18 protein-coding genes are annotated in these 17,579 nt (G+C 30.4%); 14 read left to right on the top strand and 4 right to left on the bottom strand.

Features of this window, described 5'->3' with window-relative positions; genetic code table 11:
* The first annotated feature begins 1 nt into the window (after window position 1).
* From EGM88_RS03065 to EGM88_RS03080, 4 genes are read left to right on the top strand one after another with little or no spacing between them, the layout of a single operon-like run.
* A complete protein-coding gene (locus EGM88_RS03065; RefSeq protein WP_123896507.1) occupies window positions 2–796 on the top strand; it encodes a phosphatidate cytidylyltransferase in 795 nt (264 codons plus the stop codon).
* A gap of 9 nt (window positions 797–805) precedes the next feature.
* On the top strand, window positions 806–1,459 hold the full coding sequence (locus EGM88_RS03070; RefSeq protein ID WP_123896508.1) for a phosphatidylserine decarboxylase family protein: 654 nt from the start codon (window positions 806–808) through the stop codon (window positions 1,457–1,459).
* Window positions 1,452–1,721, top strand: a complete 270-nt coding sequence (locus tag EGM88_RS03075; RefSeq protein WP_123896509.1) for an acyl-CoA-binding protein — start codon at window positions 1,452–1,454, stop codon at window positions 1,719–1,721. Before EGM88_RS03070 ends, EGM88_RS03075 begins: the two co-directional genes overlap by 8 nt.
* Before the next feature lie 2 nt (window positions 1,722–1,723).
* Window positions 1,724–2,335 (top strand): YceI family protein, encoded by a 612-nt coding sequence (locus EGM88_RS03080; protein WP_123896510.1) that lies wholly within the window; start codon window positions 1,724–1,726, stop codon window positions 2,333–2,335.
* A gap of 82 nt (window positions 2,336–2,417) precedes the next feature.
* Here EGM88_RS03080 and aqpZ read toward each other — a convergent pair whose 3' ends face one another.
* Window positions 2,418–3,095: an aquaporin Z gene (gene aqpZ, locus EGM88_RS03085; RefSeq protein WP_123896511.1), complete on the bottom strand. Its 678-nt coding sequence runs from the start codon at window positions 3,093–3,095 to the stop codon at window positions 2,418–2,420.
* Between the two features lie 99 nt (window positions 3,096–3,194).
* Between aqpZ and EGM88_RS03090 the strand changes: the two genes are divergently transcribed.
* From EGM88_RS03090 to lipA, 5 genes are all read left to right on the top strand, one after another.
* Window positions 3,195–3,398, top strand: a complete 204-nt coding sequence (locus EGM88_RS03090) for a membrane or secreted protein (RefSeq protein ID WP_123896512.1) — start codon at window positions 3,195–3,197, stop codon at window positions 3,396–3,398.
* 125 nt (window positions 3,399–3,523) lie between these two features.
* On the top strand, window positions 3,524–4,510 hold the full coding sequence (locus EGM88_RS03095; RefSeq protein ID WP_238988365.1) for a glycosyltransferase: 987 nt from the start codon (window positions 3,524–3,526) through the stop codon (window positions 4,508–4,510).
* Window positions 4,504–5,064, top strand: coding sequence for an RNA polymerase sigma factor (locus tag EGM88_RS03100; protein WP_123896514.1), 561 nt, complete (start codon window positions 4,504–4,506; stop codon window positions 5,062–5,064). The genes EGM88_RS03095 and EGM88_RS03100 overlap by 7 nt, the downstream gene beginning before the upstream one ends.
* Window positions 5,065–5,230: 166 nt before the next feature.
* Complete coding sequence (locus EGM88_RS03105; RefSeq protein ID WP_123896515.1) at window positions 5,231–6,451, top strand: Nramp family divalent metal transporter; 1,221 nt, start codon at window positions 5,231–5,233, stop codon at window positions 6,449–6,451.
* Window positions 6,452–6,568: 117 nt separating this feature from the next.
* Window positions 6,569–7,435, top strand: coding sequence for a lipoyl synthase (gene lipA / locus EGM88_RS03110; protein WP_123896516.1), 867 nt, complete (start codon window positions 6,569–6,571; stop codon window positions 7,433–7,435).
* Between the two features lie 192 nt (window positions 7,436–7,627).
* Here the strand turns inward: lipA and EGM88_RS03115 are convergent, their stop codons facing one another.
* On the bottom strand, window positions 7,628–8,077 hold the full coding sequence (locus tag EGM88_RS03115; protein WP_123896517.1) for a UbiA prenyltransferase family protein: 450 nt from the start codon (window positions 8,075–8,077) through the stop codon (window positions 7,628–7,630).
* Between the two features lie 569 nt (window positions 8,078–8,646).
* Between EGM88_RS03115 and gcvP the strand changes: the two genes are divergently transcribed.
* The 5 genes from gcvP (at window position 8,647) to EGM88_RS03140 (ending at window position 16,406) form a co-directional block, all read left to right on the top strand.
* Entirely contained in the window at window positions 8,647–11,496 is a 2,850-nt protein-coding gene (gene gcvP, locus EGM88_RS03120; protein WP_123896518.1) for an aminomethyl-transferring glycine dehydrogenase, read from the top strand.
* A 165-nt stretch (window positions 11,497–11,661) separates the two neighbouring features.
* Entirely contained in the window at window positions 11,662–12,399 is a 738-nt protein-coding gene (locus tag EGM88_RS03125) for a YoaK family protein (protein ID WP_123896519.1), read from the top strand.
* A 211-nt stretch (window positions 12,400–12,610) separates the two neighbouring features.
* Window positions 12,611–13,588, top strand: coding sequence for a 23S rRNA (adenine(1618)-N(6))-methyltransferase RlmF (gene rlmF, locus EGM88_RS03130; protein WP_123896520.1), 978 nt, complete (start codon window positions 12,611–12,613; stop codon window positions 13,586–13,588).
* A gap of 147 nt (window positions 13,589–13,735) precedes the next feature.
* Window positions 13,736–14,731 (top strand): pyruvate dehydrogenase (acetyl-transferring) E1 component subunit alpha, encoded by a 996-nt coding sequence (pdhA, locus tag EGM88_RS03135; RefSeq protein ID WP_123896521.1) that lies wholly within the window; start codon window positions 13,736–13,738, stop codon window positions 14,729–14,731.
* A 43-nt stretch (window positions 14,732–14,774) separates the two neighbouring features.
* A complete protein-coding gene (locus EGM88_RS03140; protein ID WP_123896522.1) occupies window positions 14,775–16,406 on the top strand; it encodes a pyruvate dehydrogenase complex dihydrolipoamide acetyltransferase in 1,632 nt (543 codons plus the stop codon).
* Between the two features lie 113 nt (window positions 16,407–16,519).
* On the opposite strand, the gene EGM88_RS03145 is transcribed toward EGM88_RS03140, so the two are convergent.
* Window positions 16,520–17,014, bottom strand: coding sequence for a YybH family protein (locus EGM88_RS03145; RefSeq protein ID WP_123896523.1), 495 nt, complete (start codon window positions 17,012–17,014; stop codon window positions 16,520–16,522).
* Between the two features lie 40 nt (window positions 17,015–17,054).
* A complete protein-coding gene (locus EGM88_RS15970; RefSeq protein ID WP_317126531.1) occupies window positions 17,055–17,270 on the bottom strand; it encodes a BBE domain-containing protein in 216 nt (71 codons plus the stop codon).
* Window positions 17,271–17,579 lie beyond the last annotated feature (309 nt).

Consider the following 17,579-nt stretch of genomic DNA (forward strand, 5'->3'; position numbering starts at 1 on the left):
AATGCGAGAAATCCTTATCAGGGCTTTATCAGGTATAGTTTATGTAGCTGTAATTTTAGGCAGTATTCTTTATTCCAAAGTTACGTTCTACATTATTTTTTATCTGTTAATGATGATTTGTCTTTACGAATTTAAAAATCTTATACATTTAAGTTATAAATGGACTATGGTTGTTGCTAGTCTTGTTTATGTTAATTTTATTGATATCCCTATCCTAGATTATAAATACTTACATTTTTTACTAATTATAAGTTTGTTTATTCCACTTATTTATCAATTATTTAAATCTAAAATCACTTTAACTTCTAGTAAGCTAGGACATTACTTCTTAGCATTATCATATATTGCATTGCCTTTTGCTATGCTGATTCAAATCCCTTTTATAAAAGGAATTTATCATCCTGAAATAATTATAAGTGTTTTTGTTTTAATTTGGATAAGTGATACTTTTGCCTATATAGTAGGGAGTAATATTGGCAAAACTAAACTTTATAAAAAAGTGTCTCCAAATAAAACAGTTGAAGGAGCATTAGGCGGATTAATAGCAGCTTTAATTGGAGGCTATATTATATCATTATATCTAAAAGAAATTACATTATTAAATTGGATAATTATAGCATTTATTGTTTCTTGTTTTGGATTATTAGGTGACTTAATTGAATCAAAATTTAAAAGAGAAGCAGCAGTAAAAGATAGTAGTAATTTTATTCCGGGACATGGAGGATTCTTAGACAGACTTGATAGTATAATTTTTGCTGCACCTTTTGTTTATGTATATTTACATATTATTACTTAAAAATAAAAAATGTTTCACAAAGAAGGATATAAAATAATTATAATTTCAATGCTAATTTTTGCTGGAATTATTTTATTGATTGATGTACTTATAGGCATTGAATGGATAAGAACTTCACTTATGGTATTTTTTCTAATACTGTTTGTATTAATTCTGCAATTTTTTAGAAATCCAAAGAGACATACTGTTTTAAATGATCAACAAATTATTGCTCCAGTAGATGGTAAGGTTGTAGTCGTTGAGGAAGTTGAAGAAAATGAATTTTTCAAAGATAAAAGAAGACAAATTTCTATTTTTATGTCCCCCCTAAATGTTCATGTAACTCGATACCCTGTTGGTGGTAATGTTGTTTACAGCAAATACCATCCTGGTAAATATTTAGTTGCATGGCATCCTAAATCATCTACAGAAAATGAACGTACAACGGTTGTTGTTGAAAATAATACTATTGGTAAAATATTATACCGCCAAATTGCTGGTGCCATGGCAAAGCGTATTGTAAACTATGCTAAAAAAAATAATAATGCCATACAAGGAGCCGACTCTGGTTTTATTAGATTTGGATCAAGAGTAGATGTATTTATACCTTTAGATATGAAAATAAATGTATCCATTAACGATAAAGTAAAAGGAGGAGAAACTGTAATTGCCGAATATGTCTAAACTAGATGATAAATTTAAAATTGCATTTGAAATTGCCTCAAATATGACGCAAAGAGTTCCGCCTGACATTATGCTAAAATTTTATGCATACTACAAACAAGCAACTAAAGGTGAAAAATATAAGCAACCTGAGAGAGGAATTCCATTAAGAAATGCTTTTAAATTAAATGCTTGGTTGCAAATAAAAAATTTAAGTACAGAAGAAGCTAAAGAAAAATATATTGCTTTAGTTGAAGAAATCACAAATAAAAAAATAGAATAATTATGAATCTTATTAAAAAATCTACATTTATTGTTTTAGGAATTGTACTAGGTTTAAGTGCTATTTCATGTAAAAAAGAAGTAAAAAAAGAATCTGCTAAGTTTTCTATTGAGCCTAAAACTACAACTGTTAATTGGATTGGTTATAAAACCACAGATAAAATTGCTGTAAAAGGTGAGTTTAAAGAGATTAAAATAAATAATATTAAAAAAGACACCTCTGCAATTGGTGCAATTAACGGAACTACTTTTGACCTTCCTATAAGTAGTCTTTTTTCTAATGATTCCATTAGAGATTCGAAACTTAAAGAACTCTTTTTTGGAGTAATGGATGCAACTGTTTCGTTAACTGGTACACTAAACTTGAATGACGATGGTACAGGAAATATTGATATGAAAATGAATAATGTACAACATAAAATTCCTATTACCTATACAGCTAGCGGTCAATTGGTAGAGTTGAAAGGTACTATGAATATTGAAGACTTTAAAGCAAATGCGGCCCTAGAATCTTTAAGTAAAGCATGTTATGATCTTCATACCGGACCTGATGGTGTTAGTAAAACTTGGAGCGAAGTTGGAATTAGTGCTGCTATTTATTTAAAAAAAGAATAAATTTTATTAGTATAAAATTAAAAAAAGCGGTCAGTAATTTTTTAAATTACTGACCGCTTTTTTTATTTAAAATTTTATATTTCTACCCAACAGGCTTAATTATTTTCCAGATTAATGCTCCTAAAACACCTCCTAAAATTGGTGCAATAATAAACAGCCATAATTGTGAAATAGCCTCTGCCTGTACAAATAAAGCTGGCCCAATACTGCGGGCAGGATTAACTGAAGTTCCTGTTATAGGAATACCTACAATATGAATCATAGTTAATGCAAGTCCAATAGCAATACCTGCAAACTTAGTATTAGAATCTTTATGTGTAACCCCAAAAATAACCAATAAAAAAATAGCTGTTAACACTACTTCTGCTATAAAAGCAGATTGCATATCATATCCATTTGGAGAACCTATACCATATCCATTTTGCCCTAATCCATTTATTGCAATATCATAATTTACTAAACCACTAGCTATTAAATATAGTACACCTGCACCTAAAATACCACCAATAATCTGAAAGATAATATACCCAATAGCATCTTTAGTATTGATTTTACCCGCCAATAACATAGCGACAGTAATTGCAGGATTAATATGACATCCTGAAACAGGTCCAATAGCATATACCATGGCTAGCACGGCAATACCGAATGCAAACGCTATTCCTAAAAAACCGACATCTCCACCTGCAATAACTGCACTACCGCAGCCAATAAAAACAAGAACAAACGTTCCGAACATTTCTGCTAAATAATTTTTCATTAGTATAAAATTTGATTAATAGTTCTGTTAAATATAGTTAAAAAAATTGATACTTTTAAAATTCATTGAATTTAAGTACCTTTGTAAAAATTTTTTTCAATGAAATTACTTCTACTTACATTAGGTTTATTAGCTTTAGCTGTTGCTGGAATTGCTATTAAAATTTGGGCTAAAAAAGATGGTAAATTTGCTGGTACTTGTGCAAGTCAAAATCCTGTTTTAAATAAAGAAGGAAACGCTTGTAGCTTTTGTGGTAAAACACCTGATCAATTTGATACATGTAAAGAACCTCAACACAACTAATGTTGTCATTTTTATATGCAATTTTTATTTTGAGTGTATTCACTCAGCTAATTTTTTTTTATATATTTAGTAAATTCTCTTTTACTAAACATCAATATTCAAATGTTTTACAACCTAAAGTTTCTGTGATAATTTGTGCTAGAAACGAAGCTCAGAATTTAAGCCGACATCTAGAAAAATTTCTTACACAAAGATATACTGATTTTGAAGTCATTGTTGTAAATGACGGTTCTACCGATAACTCTTCTGATTTACTTCATACCTACCAAAAACGTTTTTCACATTTAAAAGTTGTTGATATTAAATCTAATAACAGCTATTCGGGTAATAAAAAGAAAGCCATTTCCAAAGGGATAAAAGCTTCAAAATATGATTATCTTTTATTTTCAGATGCTGATTGTGAACCCAGTTCTAAATATTGGATTTCTGAAATGTCTTCACAATTTTCAACTAACAAAAAAATTGTTTTAGGTTATGGTGCTTATCGTAAAATTAATAATTCATTTTTAAATAAATTAATTCGTTTTGAAACGTTAATGACAGCGATTCAATATTTTTCTTATGTAAAAATAGGGCTTCCATATATGGGAGTTGGAAGAAATTTAGCTTACCATAAAGAACTATTTATTAAAGTAAACGGATTATCAAGTCATGCGAATCTCAAATCTGGCGATGACGACCTTTTTGTAAATCAAGTAGCTAAAATAAATAATACAGCCATTTGTTTTTCAAAAAAAAGTTTTACCATTTCTGAACCAAATACATCTTTTAAAGCTTGGTTTAATCAAAAAAAAAGACATATTACTACTGCTAACTATTACAAACCCATTCATAAATTATTATTGGGTTTTTATTATCTTTCACAAATTCTATTTTGGATCTTAGCAATAATACTCTTGTCTTTGTCGTTAATTGGAGAAGTGGAATTTTGGAGCGTAATTGTAATAGTTTTAATTCGACTAGTACTACAGTTTATAATATTAAGCAAAGCTGCTGAAAAACTCGACGAAAGAGATTTATCATTATGGTTTCCCATATTAGATATTCTTTTAGTATTTATGCAACTTCAACTTTTCGTTTCTAATTTAATAGCAAAACCCAAATATTGGTAAAAAAAACAGAAAATATAATTGACAGTATCAACAAAGCAAAAAATGGAGATGAAACCTCTTACACTTTTCTGCTAAATATGTTTTGGAAAGATGTTTATCGATTTATTCTAAGCAAAACAAACGAAGAAAATGAAGCTGAAGATTTAACCATCAGAACTTTTGCAAGAGCTTTTGATAAACTAGATACTTTTAACGAAAAGTATGAATTTAAAACATGGTTACTCACCATTGCCAACAATTTATTTATTGATCAACTTCGTAAAGTAAAAACAGAAACTGTTTCTATTGATAAAAAAAATACTGAAGTCTATAAAATAGAAGATGAAGAACCTTCGCCTGTAGATAAATTAATCATCGAACAAAACTTAGCTCAATTATTAGCTTTTATAAAACAGCTCAAACCTCATTATCAAGAAATTATAAACCTTCGTTTTTTTCAAGAAATGAGTTATAAAGAAATGACTAAAGAATTAAATGAACCTATGAGTAACATCAAAGTAAAACTACTAAGAGCCAAAAAATTATTGGCAGAAATAATTAATGCATCTAAATAGTTATTGCGTTACCTCAGACTTTCTTTCCAAATAAAATAAATTTACTACTTTAACAACATCAAATTATTCTTTTGTGTCTTCCTGATTATGATATTTGACACAAAACTTAAATTTTTATAAAAAATGAAACAAGTATCTTTCAAAAGCTTGCACCAATTTTTATACAATGAAAAGTAATTGGATTAAACAATTAGGTCCTGGATTACTATTTGCTGGAGCTGCTATAGGTGTCTCCCATTTAGTTCAATCAACTAGAGCCGGTGCTGATTTTGGTTTTGGACTATTATGGGCCGTTTTATTGGTTAACCTTTTTAAGTATCCCTTTTTTCAGTATGGAGCTCGTTATGCAACCGCAACTGGAGAGAGTTTAATAGACGGGTATAAAAGATTAGGTAATGTTTTTTTAATTATATATTTCTTACTAACATTTACCACTATGTTTAGCATACAAGCCGCTATTACTATGGTAACTGGAGGCTTAGCCGCAAATCTTTTTGGAATAACTTTAGATGCTAAAGTTTGGAGTGTATTAATTACTGTAGTATGTTTAATTAGCCTACTTATAGGAAAGTACAAACTGCTTGACAAATTAATAAAAGTAATTATAGTTATACTTTCCGTAAGTACAATAGCTGCGGTTACTATGGCAATTTACAAAACAGAACCTTCTAATTTTACGCAAATTTTTCCAAAAAGTGCTATTGAAATTAGTTTTTTAATTGCTTTTTTAGGATGGATGCCTGCTCCTTTAGATGTTTCTACATGGCATTCTCTATGGGCTATTGAAAAACGTAAAAATTTACCAGAAAACTATACAACAAAACAATCATTATTAGATTTTAATATAGGCTATATTGGAACTACAATTTTAGCCATTTGTTTTATTGCTCTTGGAGCTCTAGTCATGTATAAATCAGGAAACCAATTTAGTAGTAACTCTGGTAAATTTGCTCAACAACTTATTCTTTTATATACCGAAACGTTAGGGCCTAAAACTTCTATTTTTATAGCAATTGCCGCTTTTACCACTATGTTTAGTACCGCACTTACCGCGTTAGATGCTTCACCACGTGCTATGGCAAAATCATCTGAATTATTATTTAGTAAGAAAACTAAATTAAATTATAATTTTTGGATTTTATTATTAGCTGCTGGTACTATAATTATTTTGTTTTATTTTGTTTCAAACATGATAACCATGGTTAAAATAGCTACTATTCTTTCCTTTTTAACCACCCCATTTTATGCTATAGCGAATTTAATGCTAATTTCAGGAGAACACACCCCTAAAAAATGGCATCCGTCTAAAGCAATGAAAGTATTAAGTTATTCAGGTATTGTCTTCCTTATTGGGTTTAGTCTCTGGTATCTTTTTAATTTATTATAATAGTAAACATTATTCAAAAAGACTTTAATGTAGTTTTTAAGATGGTTTATTATTGAATTTGTACCTTTGCTTCATTAAAAAGCTGAAATTTTAACCTTTTAATTTTTAACCTTTACCATGTCTGAAGAATCTGTAATACTTCCAGTAAAAAAGCCTAAATGGTTGCGTGTAAAATTACCAACTGGTAAAAAATATACTGAACTAAGAGGTTTGGTCGAAAAATACGATTTACACACCATTTGTACAAGTGGTAGTTGTCCGAATATGGGAGAATGTTGGGGAGAAGGTACTGCAACATTTATGATTTTAGGTAATATTTGTACACGCTCTTGTGGGTTTTGTGGCGTAAAAACAGGAAGACCAGATTCTGTTGATTGGGAAGAGCCAGAAAAAGTTGCTCGTTCTATAAAACTAATGAAGATTAAACATGCTGTTATTACCTCAGTTGACCGAGACGACTTGAAAGATGGAGGCTCTATAATTTGGGCTGAAACAGTAAAAGCTATTCGAAGAGCAAATCCTGAAACTACATTAGAAACATTAATTCCAGACTTTCAACTAATACATAAAAATATAGATAGAATAGTAGCTGTAGCCCCTGAAGTGGTTTCTCATAATGTTGAAACGGTAAGAAGGTTAACAAGAGAAGTACGCATTCAAGCCAAATACGATAGAAGTCTAGCTGTACTTAAATATCTAAAAGAAAGTGGAATTAATAGAACTAAATCTGGTATAATGTTAGGTTTGGGAGAAAAAGAAGATGAAGTAATGCAAACCATAACTGATTTGAGAAATGCTAATGTAGATGTAATTACTATTGGTCAATACTTACAGCCTAGTAAAATGCATTTACCTGTAAAGGAATTTATTACACCAGAGCAATTTAAAAAGTATGAAGAATTTGGCCTAAGTTTAGGATTTAGACATGTGGAAAGTGGTGCTCTTGTAAGGTCTTCATACAAAGCTCAAAAGCATATTTTATAAAATTTTAACATTTTTTATTCCTGATTTATTTTACACAACACAATTTTGGCATAAATTTTGCCGTTATAATAATGTAAACAAAGTAATTTTTGTTTTCATTGTATAAATTATTTGAGTTAGTTAAAATTAAAGCGTCTTAGAAATAAGACGCTTTTTTTATACATACAATCCTAGCATTTGAATACTATTCATTTAAAGCAACCATAGAAACAATCCCAACCAAATAATAGGTAAACTTTCTACAAAAAACGCACTGTAATATTCGTTTTGATTTTCTGTAGATTTCAATAAAAAAAATAAAGCCAAAACAGATATAAAAAAATGAATCTGTAATTGTTCAGTATAAATAGGTGTTTTTATAAATTCTAAACCTAAAAATAACATTAAAAAGACCAATCCAAAAACTTTTGATTTTGAAATTCCAATAGTTTGTGGTAATGTTTTTAAATTTTTAGTATCATAAGACATATCTCTTATATCAAAAGGAATAGTTATTGAAACTACAAATAAAAAGCGTTGTACAGTTATTACTATTTCATTAAATCCAAGGTTAATACTATGTTGAACTAGAGGTATAATTACTGTTACTACCGCCCAAGAAATTGCTATTAAAAATAATTTTATCAACGCTATATATCTCAACGAAAAATTTTTATTTTTAAAAGAAAACGGATTTACATAAAACAACGTAATTAATGCAAAAGGCAATAACCACAATATGGTATTTAGAGTAAAACTAAAAATTAAAAAAAAACATACTATACAACTAAAAATAGTAAGAAGTATAATTAATAGCTTGTTATTTTTTATAAATCTAAAAAACCAAGGTTGCACCTCTTCAACTCTAAAAATGCGAATTAAATTATAAGAAGTAATTGTTGAAAACAAACAAAAAAAAGCAATTAAATTACTGTTATTCCCATAAGATAACAACGTTATTTTAACCAAACAAAATACCGCTAAACCAACATGAATATTACTAAAAATGTAAAAATCTATAATCTTTTTTAATGTTGGCATTTGGTAAAAGTAATAAATTGTAATTTATGCTAATAAGTTGTGCTATTCTTAGTTCAAAAATACTTCTTTTTTAGTTACATTTGACGCTTAATAATCTGTAGATTCCTACACCAAATAACATATCTTGATGAAATGTCAATCCGAATACTTGACATTCCATTTGACTATTAATAATTATTAAACCTTAGCAAATGAAAACGGATTCTTTTACCTTAAGACACCTCGGTCCAAGAGAAGATGACCTATCCGAAATGCTTAACACCATTGGTGTTAATAGCCTTGATGAATTGATTGACAATACAATCCCTAATCATATCAAACTTAAAAAACCTTTAAATTTACCTTCGCCAATGAGCGAATATGAATTTACTAGTTATATTCAAAATTTATCAAAAAAAAATAAAGAATATAAATCATATATCGGTTTAGGGTATCATCCTACTATTTTACCTGCTGTAATTCAACGTAATATTTTTGAAAATCCAAGTTGGTACACCTCATATACTCCGTACCAAGCAGAAATTTCTCAAGGACGTTTAGAAGCTCTATTAAATTACCAAACCGTAATATCTGATCTTACTGGGTTAGGGTTAGCTAATTCTTCTTTACTTGATGAAGGAACTGCTGCGGCTGAGGCCATGATTATGTTATATAATAACCGTTCTAGGACTCAAAAGAAAAATGAATCAGTACAATTCTTTGTATCAGATGACGTATTACCACAAACCGTTTCTATTTTAAAAACTCGTTCTGAATCTTTAGGTATTGAACTTATTTATGGACATCATGAAGAAGTAGAATTTACTTCAAAAGTCTTTGGTGCTATTGTACAATATCCCACAAAAAATGGACAAATTTATGATTATACCCATTTTATAGAAAATGCTCATCAACTAGACGTTAAAGTTGTTGTTGCAGCAGACTTGCTGAGTTTAGCTATTTTAAAATCTCCAGGAGAAATGGGTGCTGATGTTGCCGTAGGCACATCACAACGTTTTGGAATTCCAATGGGGTATGGCGGACCACACGCAGGTTATTTTGCCACTAAAGAAGAATATAAACGATCTGTACCAGGTCGCATTATTGGAGTAACCATTGATATGGACGGCAATCATGCTTTAAGAATGGCTTTACAAACCCGAGAACAACATATTAAACGTGAAAAAGCAACCTCAAACATTTGTACTGCTCAAGTATTATTAGCTGTGATGGCTGGTATGTATGCCGTATATCACGGTGCTAGTGGATTAAAATATATAGCTAATAAAATACACAGTTTAACTAATATTTTAAATCAAGAGATTAAAAAACTAGGTTTAAAACAAGAAAATACAGCATTTTTTGACACTCTAAAAATAAAAGTTACTACTGCAAATAGTATTAAAAAAATTGCTGAAGCTTCTAAAATTAACTTGTTGTATTTAGATCATACTACAATTGGTATCTCTTTAAATGAAACTACTACAATTAATGATGTAGAAAAAATTGTTTCTATCTTAGCTGAAGCAGAAAAAGTAAAATATTCAGACCATTTAAATTATACTGAGATTATTACAATTCCAAATGATGTTAAGCGTAATACTGATTTTCTGACACATGAGGTTTTTGAAAGTTATCATTCTGAAACAGAAATGATGCGTTACATCAAAAGATTAGAGAAAAAGGATATATCCTTAACAGATTCTATGATTTCTTTAGGTTCTTGTACTATGAAATTGAACGCTGCTTCTGAAATGCTACCTTTAAGCTCGAGCAGTTGGAATAGTATTCATCCTTTTGTTCCTATAGAACAAGCACAAGGTTACCAAGAAATGTTAAGAGATTTAGAACATTCCTTGAATACTATTACAGGTTTTTCTGCTACTTCTTTGCAACCCAACTCAGGAGCTCAAGGTGAATATACTGGATTAAAAGTAATTAGAGCCTACCATGCCTCTCGTGGTGAGTCTCATAGAAACATCTGTTTAATTCCTGCTTCTGCACATGGCACAAATCCTGCTTCTGCCGTTATGGCTGGTTTAAAAGTAGTAGTAACCAAAACCTCTGAAGATGGAAATATTGATGTAGAAGATTTAATAGCTAAGGCAGAATTACATAAAGATAATTTAGCAGCTTTAATGGTTACTTATCCATCTACACATGGGGTTTTTGAAAGTGCAATTATGGACATAACAAAAGCCATTCACAAGAATGGAGGACAAGTATACATGGATGGTGCCAATATGAATGCTCAAGTAGGATTAACGAACCCTGCTACTGTTGGTGCAGATGTTTGCCATTTAAATTTACATAAAACATTTGCCATTCCTCATGGTGGTGGCGGTCCTGGGGTTGGTCCAATATGTGTAGCAAAACACTTAGCTCCATTTTTACCCTCAAATCCAATAGTAAAAACTGGAGGACAACACGCTATTACTGCAGTTTCTTCAGCACCTTGGGGTTCTGCCTTAGTCGATTTAATTTCATATGGTTATATTAAAATGCTAGGTGCAGATGGTTTAACTAACGCTACCAAATTTGCTATTTTAAACGCAAATTATATCAAATCTAAACTAGAGAAGCATTTCAAAATTCTTTATACTGGAGAAAATGGCTTTGCTGCACATGAAATGATTGTAGATTTTAGAGAGTTTAAAGAAAAAGGTATTGAAGTAGGTGATATTGCAAAACGATTGATGGATTATGGCTTCCATGCTCCTACCCTATCATTTCCTGTTGCTGGTACCTTAATGATTGAACCTACTGAAAGTGAAAGTAAACAAGAATTAGATCGTTTTTGTGATGCTCTAATTTCTATAAAGTCAGAAATTGAAGCTTATAAGGAAGGACAAGATTCTGTTCTAAAAAATGCACCACATACACAAAGTATGCTAACCGCTGATGAATGGAAGTTTAGTTATTCTCGAAAAGAAGCTGCATTTCCTTTACCTTATATCTCAACAAGCAAATTTTGGCCACCAGTACGTAGAGTAGACGATGCCTATGGTGATAGAAATTTAGTTTGTAGCTGTACCCCTATTGAAGATTATGTAGAAGCGTAAACAGCTTTTTTAACCATAATATTTATTGGTTGGTAAGAGACAAGCCAATAATAATTAACTGTCAAACACATTTTATTTTAAGTAGTTATTTTTAATAAAATGTGTTTGACCTTCTTTTTTAAAATTTTTTTTCACATTCAGCTTTTAAAATAAAATGAAAATAAAATGTTTAGACATCAAGGTAAAAGCAGAACTTTAAAACACAATCTGCGAATTGCCACAATTTTGTCCTTTGTTGCAGGAGTTGTGAATGTGACAGGATTTTTAGCTTTTAATCAATTAACAACCAATGTAACTGGACATTTTGCTCTGTTTATCAGTGATGTTGCTAATTTTGAGGTTTGGAAAGGTACCATTTACTTTCTCTATATTTTTTCCTTTCTCTTTGGTTCTTTTATATCTAGTTTCTTAATTGAAAAATTCAAAGAAAATAAAAAACTCAATATTTTTGTTTTACCAACAATAATTGAAGGCTTAATACTAGTATCAATTGCAGTTATAGGTAATACTAGTATTGTAAAATATACCGACTTAATTGTTTGTGCTTTACTATTTGCAATGGGCCTTCAAAACTCTTTTGTGACCAAAATATCTAATGCTATTGTAAGAACTACTCATCTTACAGGTCTTTTTACAGATTTAGGAATTGAACTCTCTCAATTATTTTTCCCCCACACACATCCAAATCCCGATAAAATTAAAGCAACTATAAAACTTCGTATTTATATTATTTGCTTTTTCTTTATGGGAGGTATCATTGGTGGTTTCATTTACTCAAGACTACAACTAGAATTAAACACCTTAATATTTGCTGCAATAATTCTATTCCTTAGCTTATTTTACGATGATATGAGATATCAACTAATTAGAACAAAAAGAAAATTTGAACAAAGACACTTATAGCCAATTCGTAAAAGACTATAACACTCAAAATAATTTAGCTTTTATATTTTATATATTTTGTTTCCTTAAATAAGTGCACAAACATTTATCACTTAAGGTTCAGCTATATTCAAATTTCAAACTACTACTTTATAAAAAATATGGTGTTTTAAACCATCACGATGCTGTCAATTATTTACCATATTTTTGCGTTTATAATACATCAATTAAAATGGACTCAAAAGAAACCAATTCTATAAAATCTAATTTACATCCTCGAAATAAAAACAGAGACCGATATGATTTAAAAGCATTGGTTAAAATAAATCCAGAATTAACATCTTTTGTAAAGCCAAATAAATATGGCAATGCTTCAATAGATTTTTCAAACCCAAAAGCAGTAAAAAACTTAAACAAAGCCTTATTAAACCATTATTATGGAATTAAGTATTGGGATTTTCCAGATAAAAATTTATGTCCTCCTATTCCTGGAAGGGCAGATTACATCCATTATATTGCAGATTTATTATGCGAATATAATTTTGGAAAAATCCCTACTGGAGACAAAATTACTTGTTTAGATGTGGGCGTTGGGGCCAGCTGTATTTATCCAATAATAGGTGTTATTGAATACGGTTGGAATTTTATTGGGTCAGACATTAATTCCAAATCCATAGATACTTCACAAAATATTATTACTTCAAACTCAATTCTTCAAGGCAAAATCAATTTAAGAATTCAAGAAAATCCTAAAGATATTTTTTATGGAATACTTACTCATAATGATATAATTGACTCTACTCTTTGCAACCCTCCGTTTCATGCTTCAATTAAAGAAGCTCAGAAAGGAACATTGCGAAAAGTTCAAAATTTATCAGGTAAAAAAGTTACAAACCCACAACTTAATTTCTCCGGAATTTATGATGAATTAATTTGTGATGGTGGAGAGTCTAAATTTATCGCAACAATGGTAAGAGAAAGTAAAAAGTTCTCTAAAAACTGTTATTGGTTTACCACTTTAGTATCAAAACAATCAAATCTTAAAAAAATTTATAAAATACTTGATAAATATGAGGCCATTGAGGTTAAAATAATACCAATGGGAACTAGCAACAAATCAACTAGAATTGTGGCATGGACTTTTTTAAACAAATCAGAGCAAAAGCACTGGAAACTAAACAGATGGAAAATAAAAAAAGAAAAAAATTAAAATATTTTAATACTACAAAAATACTCCTTTTAATTGAGATTATTGACCAAATTTAAGCAACTAAAAGAAAAATCAATTGTTTCTTTTAGAACTACCTTTAAAATAGTATTTTTGTAACTAAGTTTGTAACTATTACATTTTAACAAGATGAAGGAAATTACTAAAGAGACCTACCTTAAATGGTACAAAGACATGCTTTTTTGGCGTAAGTTTGAAGATAAATTAGCTGCAGTTTACATTCAGCAAAAAGTTAGAGGTTTTTTACACCTCTATAATGGACAAGAGGCTGTGTTGGCAGGAGCTTTACACGCTATGGACTTAACTAAAGATAAAATGATTACCGCTTACCGAAATCACGTTCAACCTATTGGTATGGGCGTAGATCCTAAACGAGTTATGGCTGAATTATACGGTAAAGAAACTGGAACTTCACATGGTATGGGAGGTTCAATGCACATTTTTTCTAAAGAACACCGTTTTTATGGTGGGCATGGTATTGTTGGAGGTCAAATTCCTTTAGGTGCCGGAATTGCTTTTGCTGATAAATACAAAGGAAGTGATGCTGTAACATTGACTTGCTTTGGTGATGGTGCAGCAAGACAAGGATCTTTACATGAAACTTTTAACATGGCTATGCTATGGAAACTTCCTGTAGTTTTTGTGGTAGAAAATAACGGTTATGCTATGGGAACATCAGTAAAACGTACAGCAAATCACGAAGATATTTGGAAATTAGGCTTAGGTTATGACATGCCTAGTAAACCTGTAGATGGAATGAACCCTGTTAAAGTTGCAGAAGCCATGTACGAAGCAATTGAACATGCGAGAAAAGATGGACCTTACTTCTTAGAAGTAAAAACATACAGATATAGAGGGCATTCTATGAGTGACGCTCAAAGTTATAGAACCAAAGATGAAGTTGCAGAATACAAGAAAATTGATCCTATTACTCAGGTTTTAGATGTAATAAAAAAGGAAAATTATGCTACTGATGATGAAATAAAAGCAATAAATAAAGAAGTTAAAGATAAAGTTGATGAATGTGAAAAATTTGCAGAAGAATCTCCTTATCCAAATAAACAATTATTATATGATGTAGTTTACGAACAGGAAGATTATCCATTTCTTAAACATAGATTATAAAAATATAACGAAGCAATAAGAATAAAGTTTTAAAATTAAATTTATGGCAGAAATAATTAACATGCCCCGTTTGAGTGACACCATGGAAGAAGGTGTAGTAGCTAAATGGTTAAAAAAAGTTGGCGATAAAGTTAGTGAAGGCGATATACTTGCTGAAATAGAAACTGATAAAGCAACGATGGAATTTGAGTCCTTTTATGAAGGCACTCTACTTTATATTGGAATTCAAGAAGGCGAAACGTCAAAAGTTGATACAATGTTGGCTATTATTGGTGAAGAAGGTGAAGATATTTCTGATTTATTAAACCGTAAAGAAGAGTCTGTTGAAAGTGGTGCGAAAGAAGAAAAAACAGAAACTAAAGAAGAATCTAAATCTAGCAGTTCTGACATTAATCTTCCTGAAGGTGTAGAAATTATTACCATGCCTCGTTTAAGTGATACCATGACAGAAGGAACGGTAGCAACTTGGTTAAAAAAGGAAGGTGATAGCATTAAAGAAGGAGATATTCTTGCTGAAATAGAAACAGACAAAGCTACCATGGAATTTGAGTCTTTTTATGAAGGCACTTTACTCTACGTTGGAATCAATGAAGGAGAAACTGCGGCTGTTGATAGCGTATTAGCTGTTGTAGGTGAAAAAGATACAGATATTAGTGGATTAATAACCGCTATTAAATCTGGAGCTTTTTCAAAAGATGATGATGCTAAAAAAGAAGAAAAACCTGCTGCTAAAAAAGAAGAACCTAAAAGTACTCCCGCACTTGCTCAAAAATCTGAACCAGCCCCTTCTCAGCAAGTAAATGTTACAACTTCTACTTCTGGAGGACGCATAATAGCTTCTCCTTTAGCAAAAAAAATAGCAAAAGAAAAAGGTATTAATCTTGCTCAAGTTAAAGGAACTGGAACTGGTGGACGCATAGTAAAAAATGATGTAGAAAACTTTACACCTAGCCAAAGTGGATTATCTACAATGCCTTTTGTACCTACTGGAGAAGAGAGTTTTGAAGAAATACCAAACTCTCAAATGCGTAAAACAATTGCTCGTAGATTAGGAGAATCTAAATTTACAGCTCCACATTACTATTTGAATGTAGAATTCAATATGGACAATGCCATAGCTTTTAGAGAGCAATTTAACTCTGTACCTGACACTAAGATATCTTATAATGATATGGTTGTTAAGGCTGTAGCTTTATCTTTAAAACAACATCCTCAAGTAAATTCTCAATGGTTTGATGACAAAATGCGTATCAATAAACATGTACATATTGGTGTAGCAGTTGCTGTTGAAGATGGTTTATTAGTACCTGTACTAAAATTTGCTGATGAACAAAGCTTACAACAAATTGGTGCAAAAGTAAAAGAATATGCTGGCAAAGCAAGAGATAAAAAATTAACACCACAAGAAATGGAAGGTAGTACTTTTACTGTTTCTAATTTAGGTATGTATGGAATTACTGATTTTACTTCAATTATAAATCAACCTAATTCTGCGATTTTATCTGTTGGTGCTATTGTTCAAAAACCAATTGTTAAAAACGGTCAAATTGTTGTTGGTAATACCATGAAATTGACTTTAGCTTGTGATCACAGAACTGTTGATGGAGCTACGGGAGCTCAGTTTCTACTAACTCTTAAAGGATATATTGAAAATCCTGTTACCATGTTGGTATAATTAATTACATTATTAAGTCTTCCTGATATAGGTTGACCATTATTTATAATTTAATTAAACCAGAGAAGTAAACTTCTCTGGTTTTTTTCTTTCTAAACTAAAATTTTTCAATTTCAATTTTTATCTACTTCCTTTTTTAATGGAGAATGATGTTCATGAACTATTTTCCATCCCTTTTTGGTTTTAACAAAAAGCAGAGTAATCTGATCATTTACAACTACTAAATCTTCACCAAATTTTAAATGAAAATCAGAATGAAATGTCACATTGGCCACATCTCCATAAACAGCTATTTGCATATCTTTTGCATCAAATTTTACTACTTCGGTAACGGCTCCAAATACTTCACGTTCAAACGCTTCATTGGCTTCTCCACCATTACGAAGCTCTCCATTTTTAAATTCTGTAAACTTTGAACCATAGGCATGAAAACCTATTAATTTATCCATGTCTCCATCTTTGAGACTTTGAGCTATTTCACCAAAGATTTCAATTATTTCTTGCTTCGCTTCAGGAAATTCATCCTTAATAAGATCTCCTTGTGCATAACTGTTTGTCATAAGTAATCCGAAAAGCATTATAAATGCTAATGTTAATCTTGTTTTCATAATTTTAAGTTTATTAATGTTAATTAGTTATTTTTTTAATTTAGCAAGTTGGTTTGATATTCTGATTTACCGAAAAAAAGTTATTTGGGTCATATTTCCTTTTTATTTCAGTCAAACGAGGGTAATTATGTTTGTAACTTGCTTTAATACAATTTTGTCCCTCATCCATCATAAAATTAGAATAAGCCCCGCCAGAAGAATAAGGATGACAAGCTTTCCAATACTCTTTGCACCAGATGGTAATTTTAGCGGCAATTTCGGGACTCGAATCAACACCAACATAAACGCCTGAATAATTTGCATATTTGTATGCCTATGCGGTTTCATTTTTACCTACTCTACTTGCTGCACCACTAATAGGATACAAATGCATTGTAGAACGTGGTATTGGTATATTGGATCCAAATTTTAAATGTTAAATTCTTAATTCTGGCCCCAATTCAGAAAAAAAATCGCCTCTCCAATACCAAAGAGTAATCATTATTAACCTAACAATTATTTCTTTGTTTGGATTCATTACCTCTTACTTTTTAAATACGTTTAGTTAATTATTTTAAAAAGAATA

It is taken from the genome of Aureibaculum marinum, from assembly GCF_003813905.1.
Taxonomy (GTDB): domain Bacteria; phylum Bacteroidota; class Bacteroidia; order Flavobacteriales; family Flavobacteriaceae; genus Aureibaculum; species Aureibaculum marinum.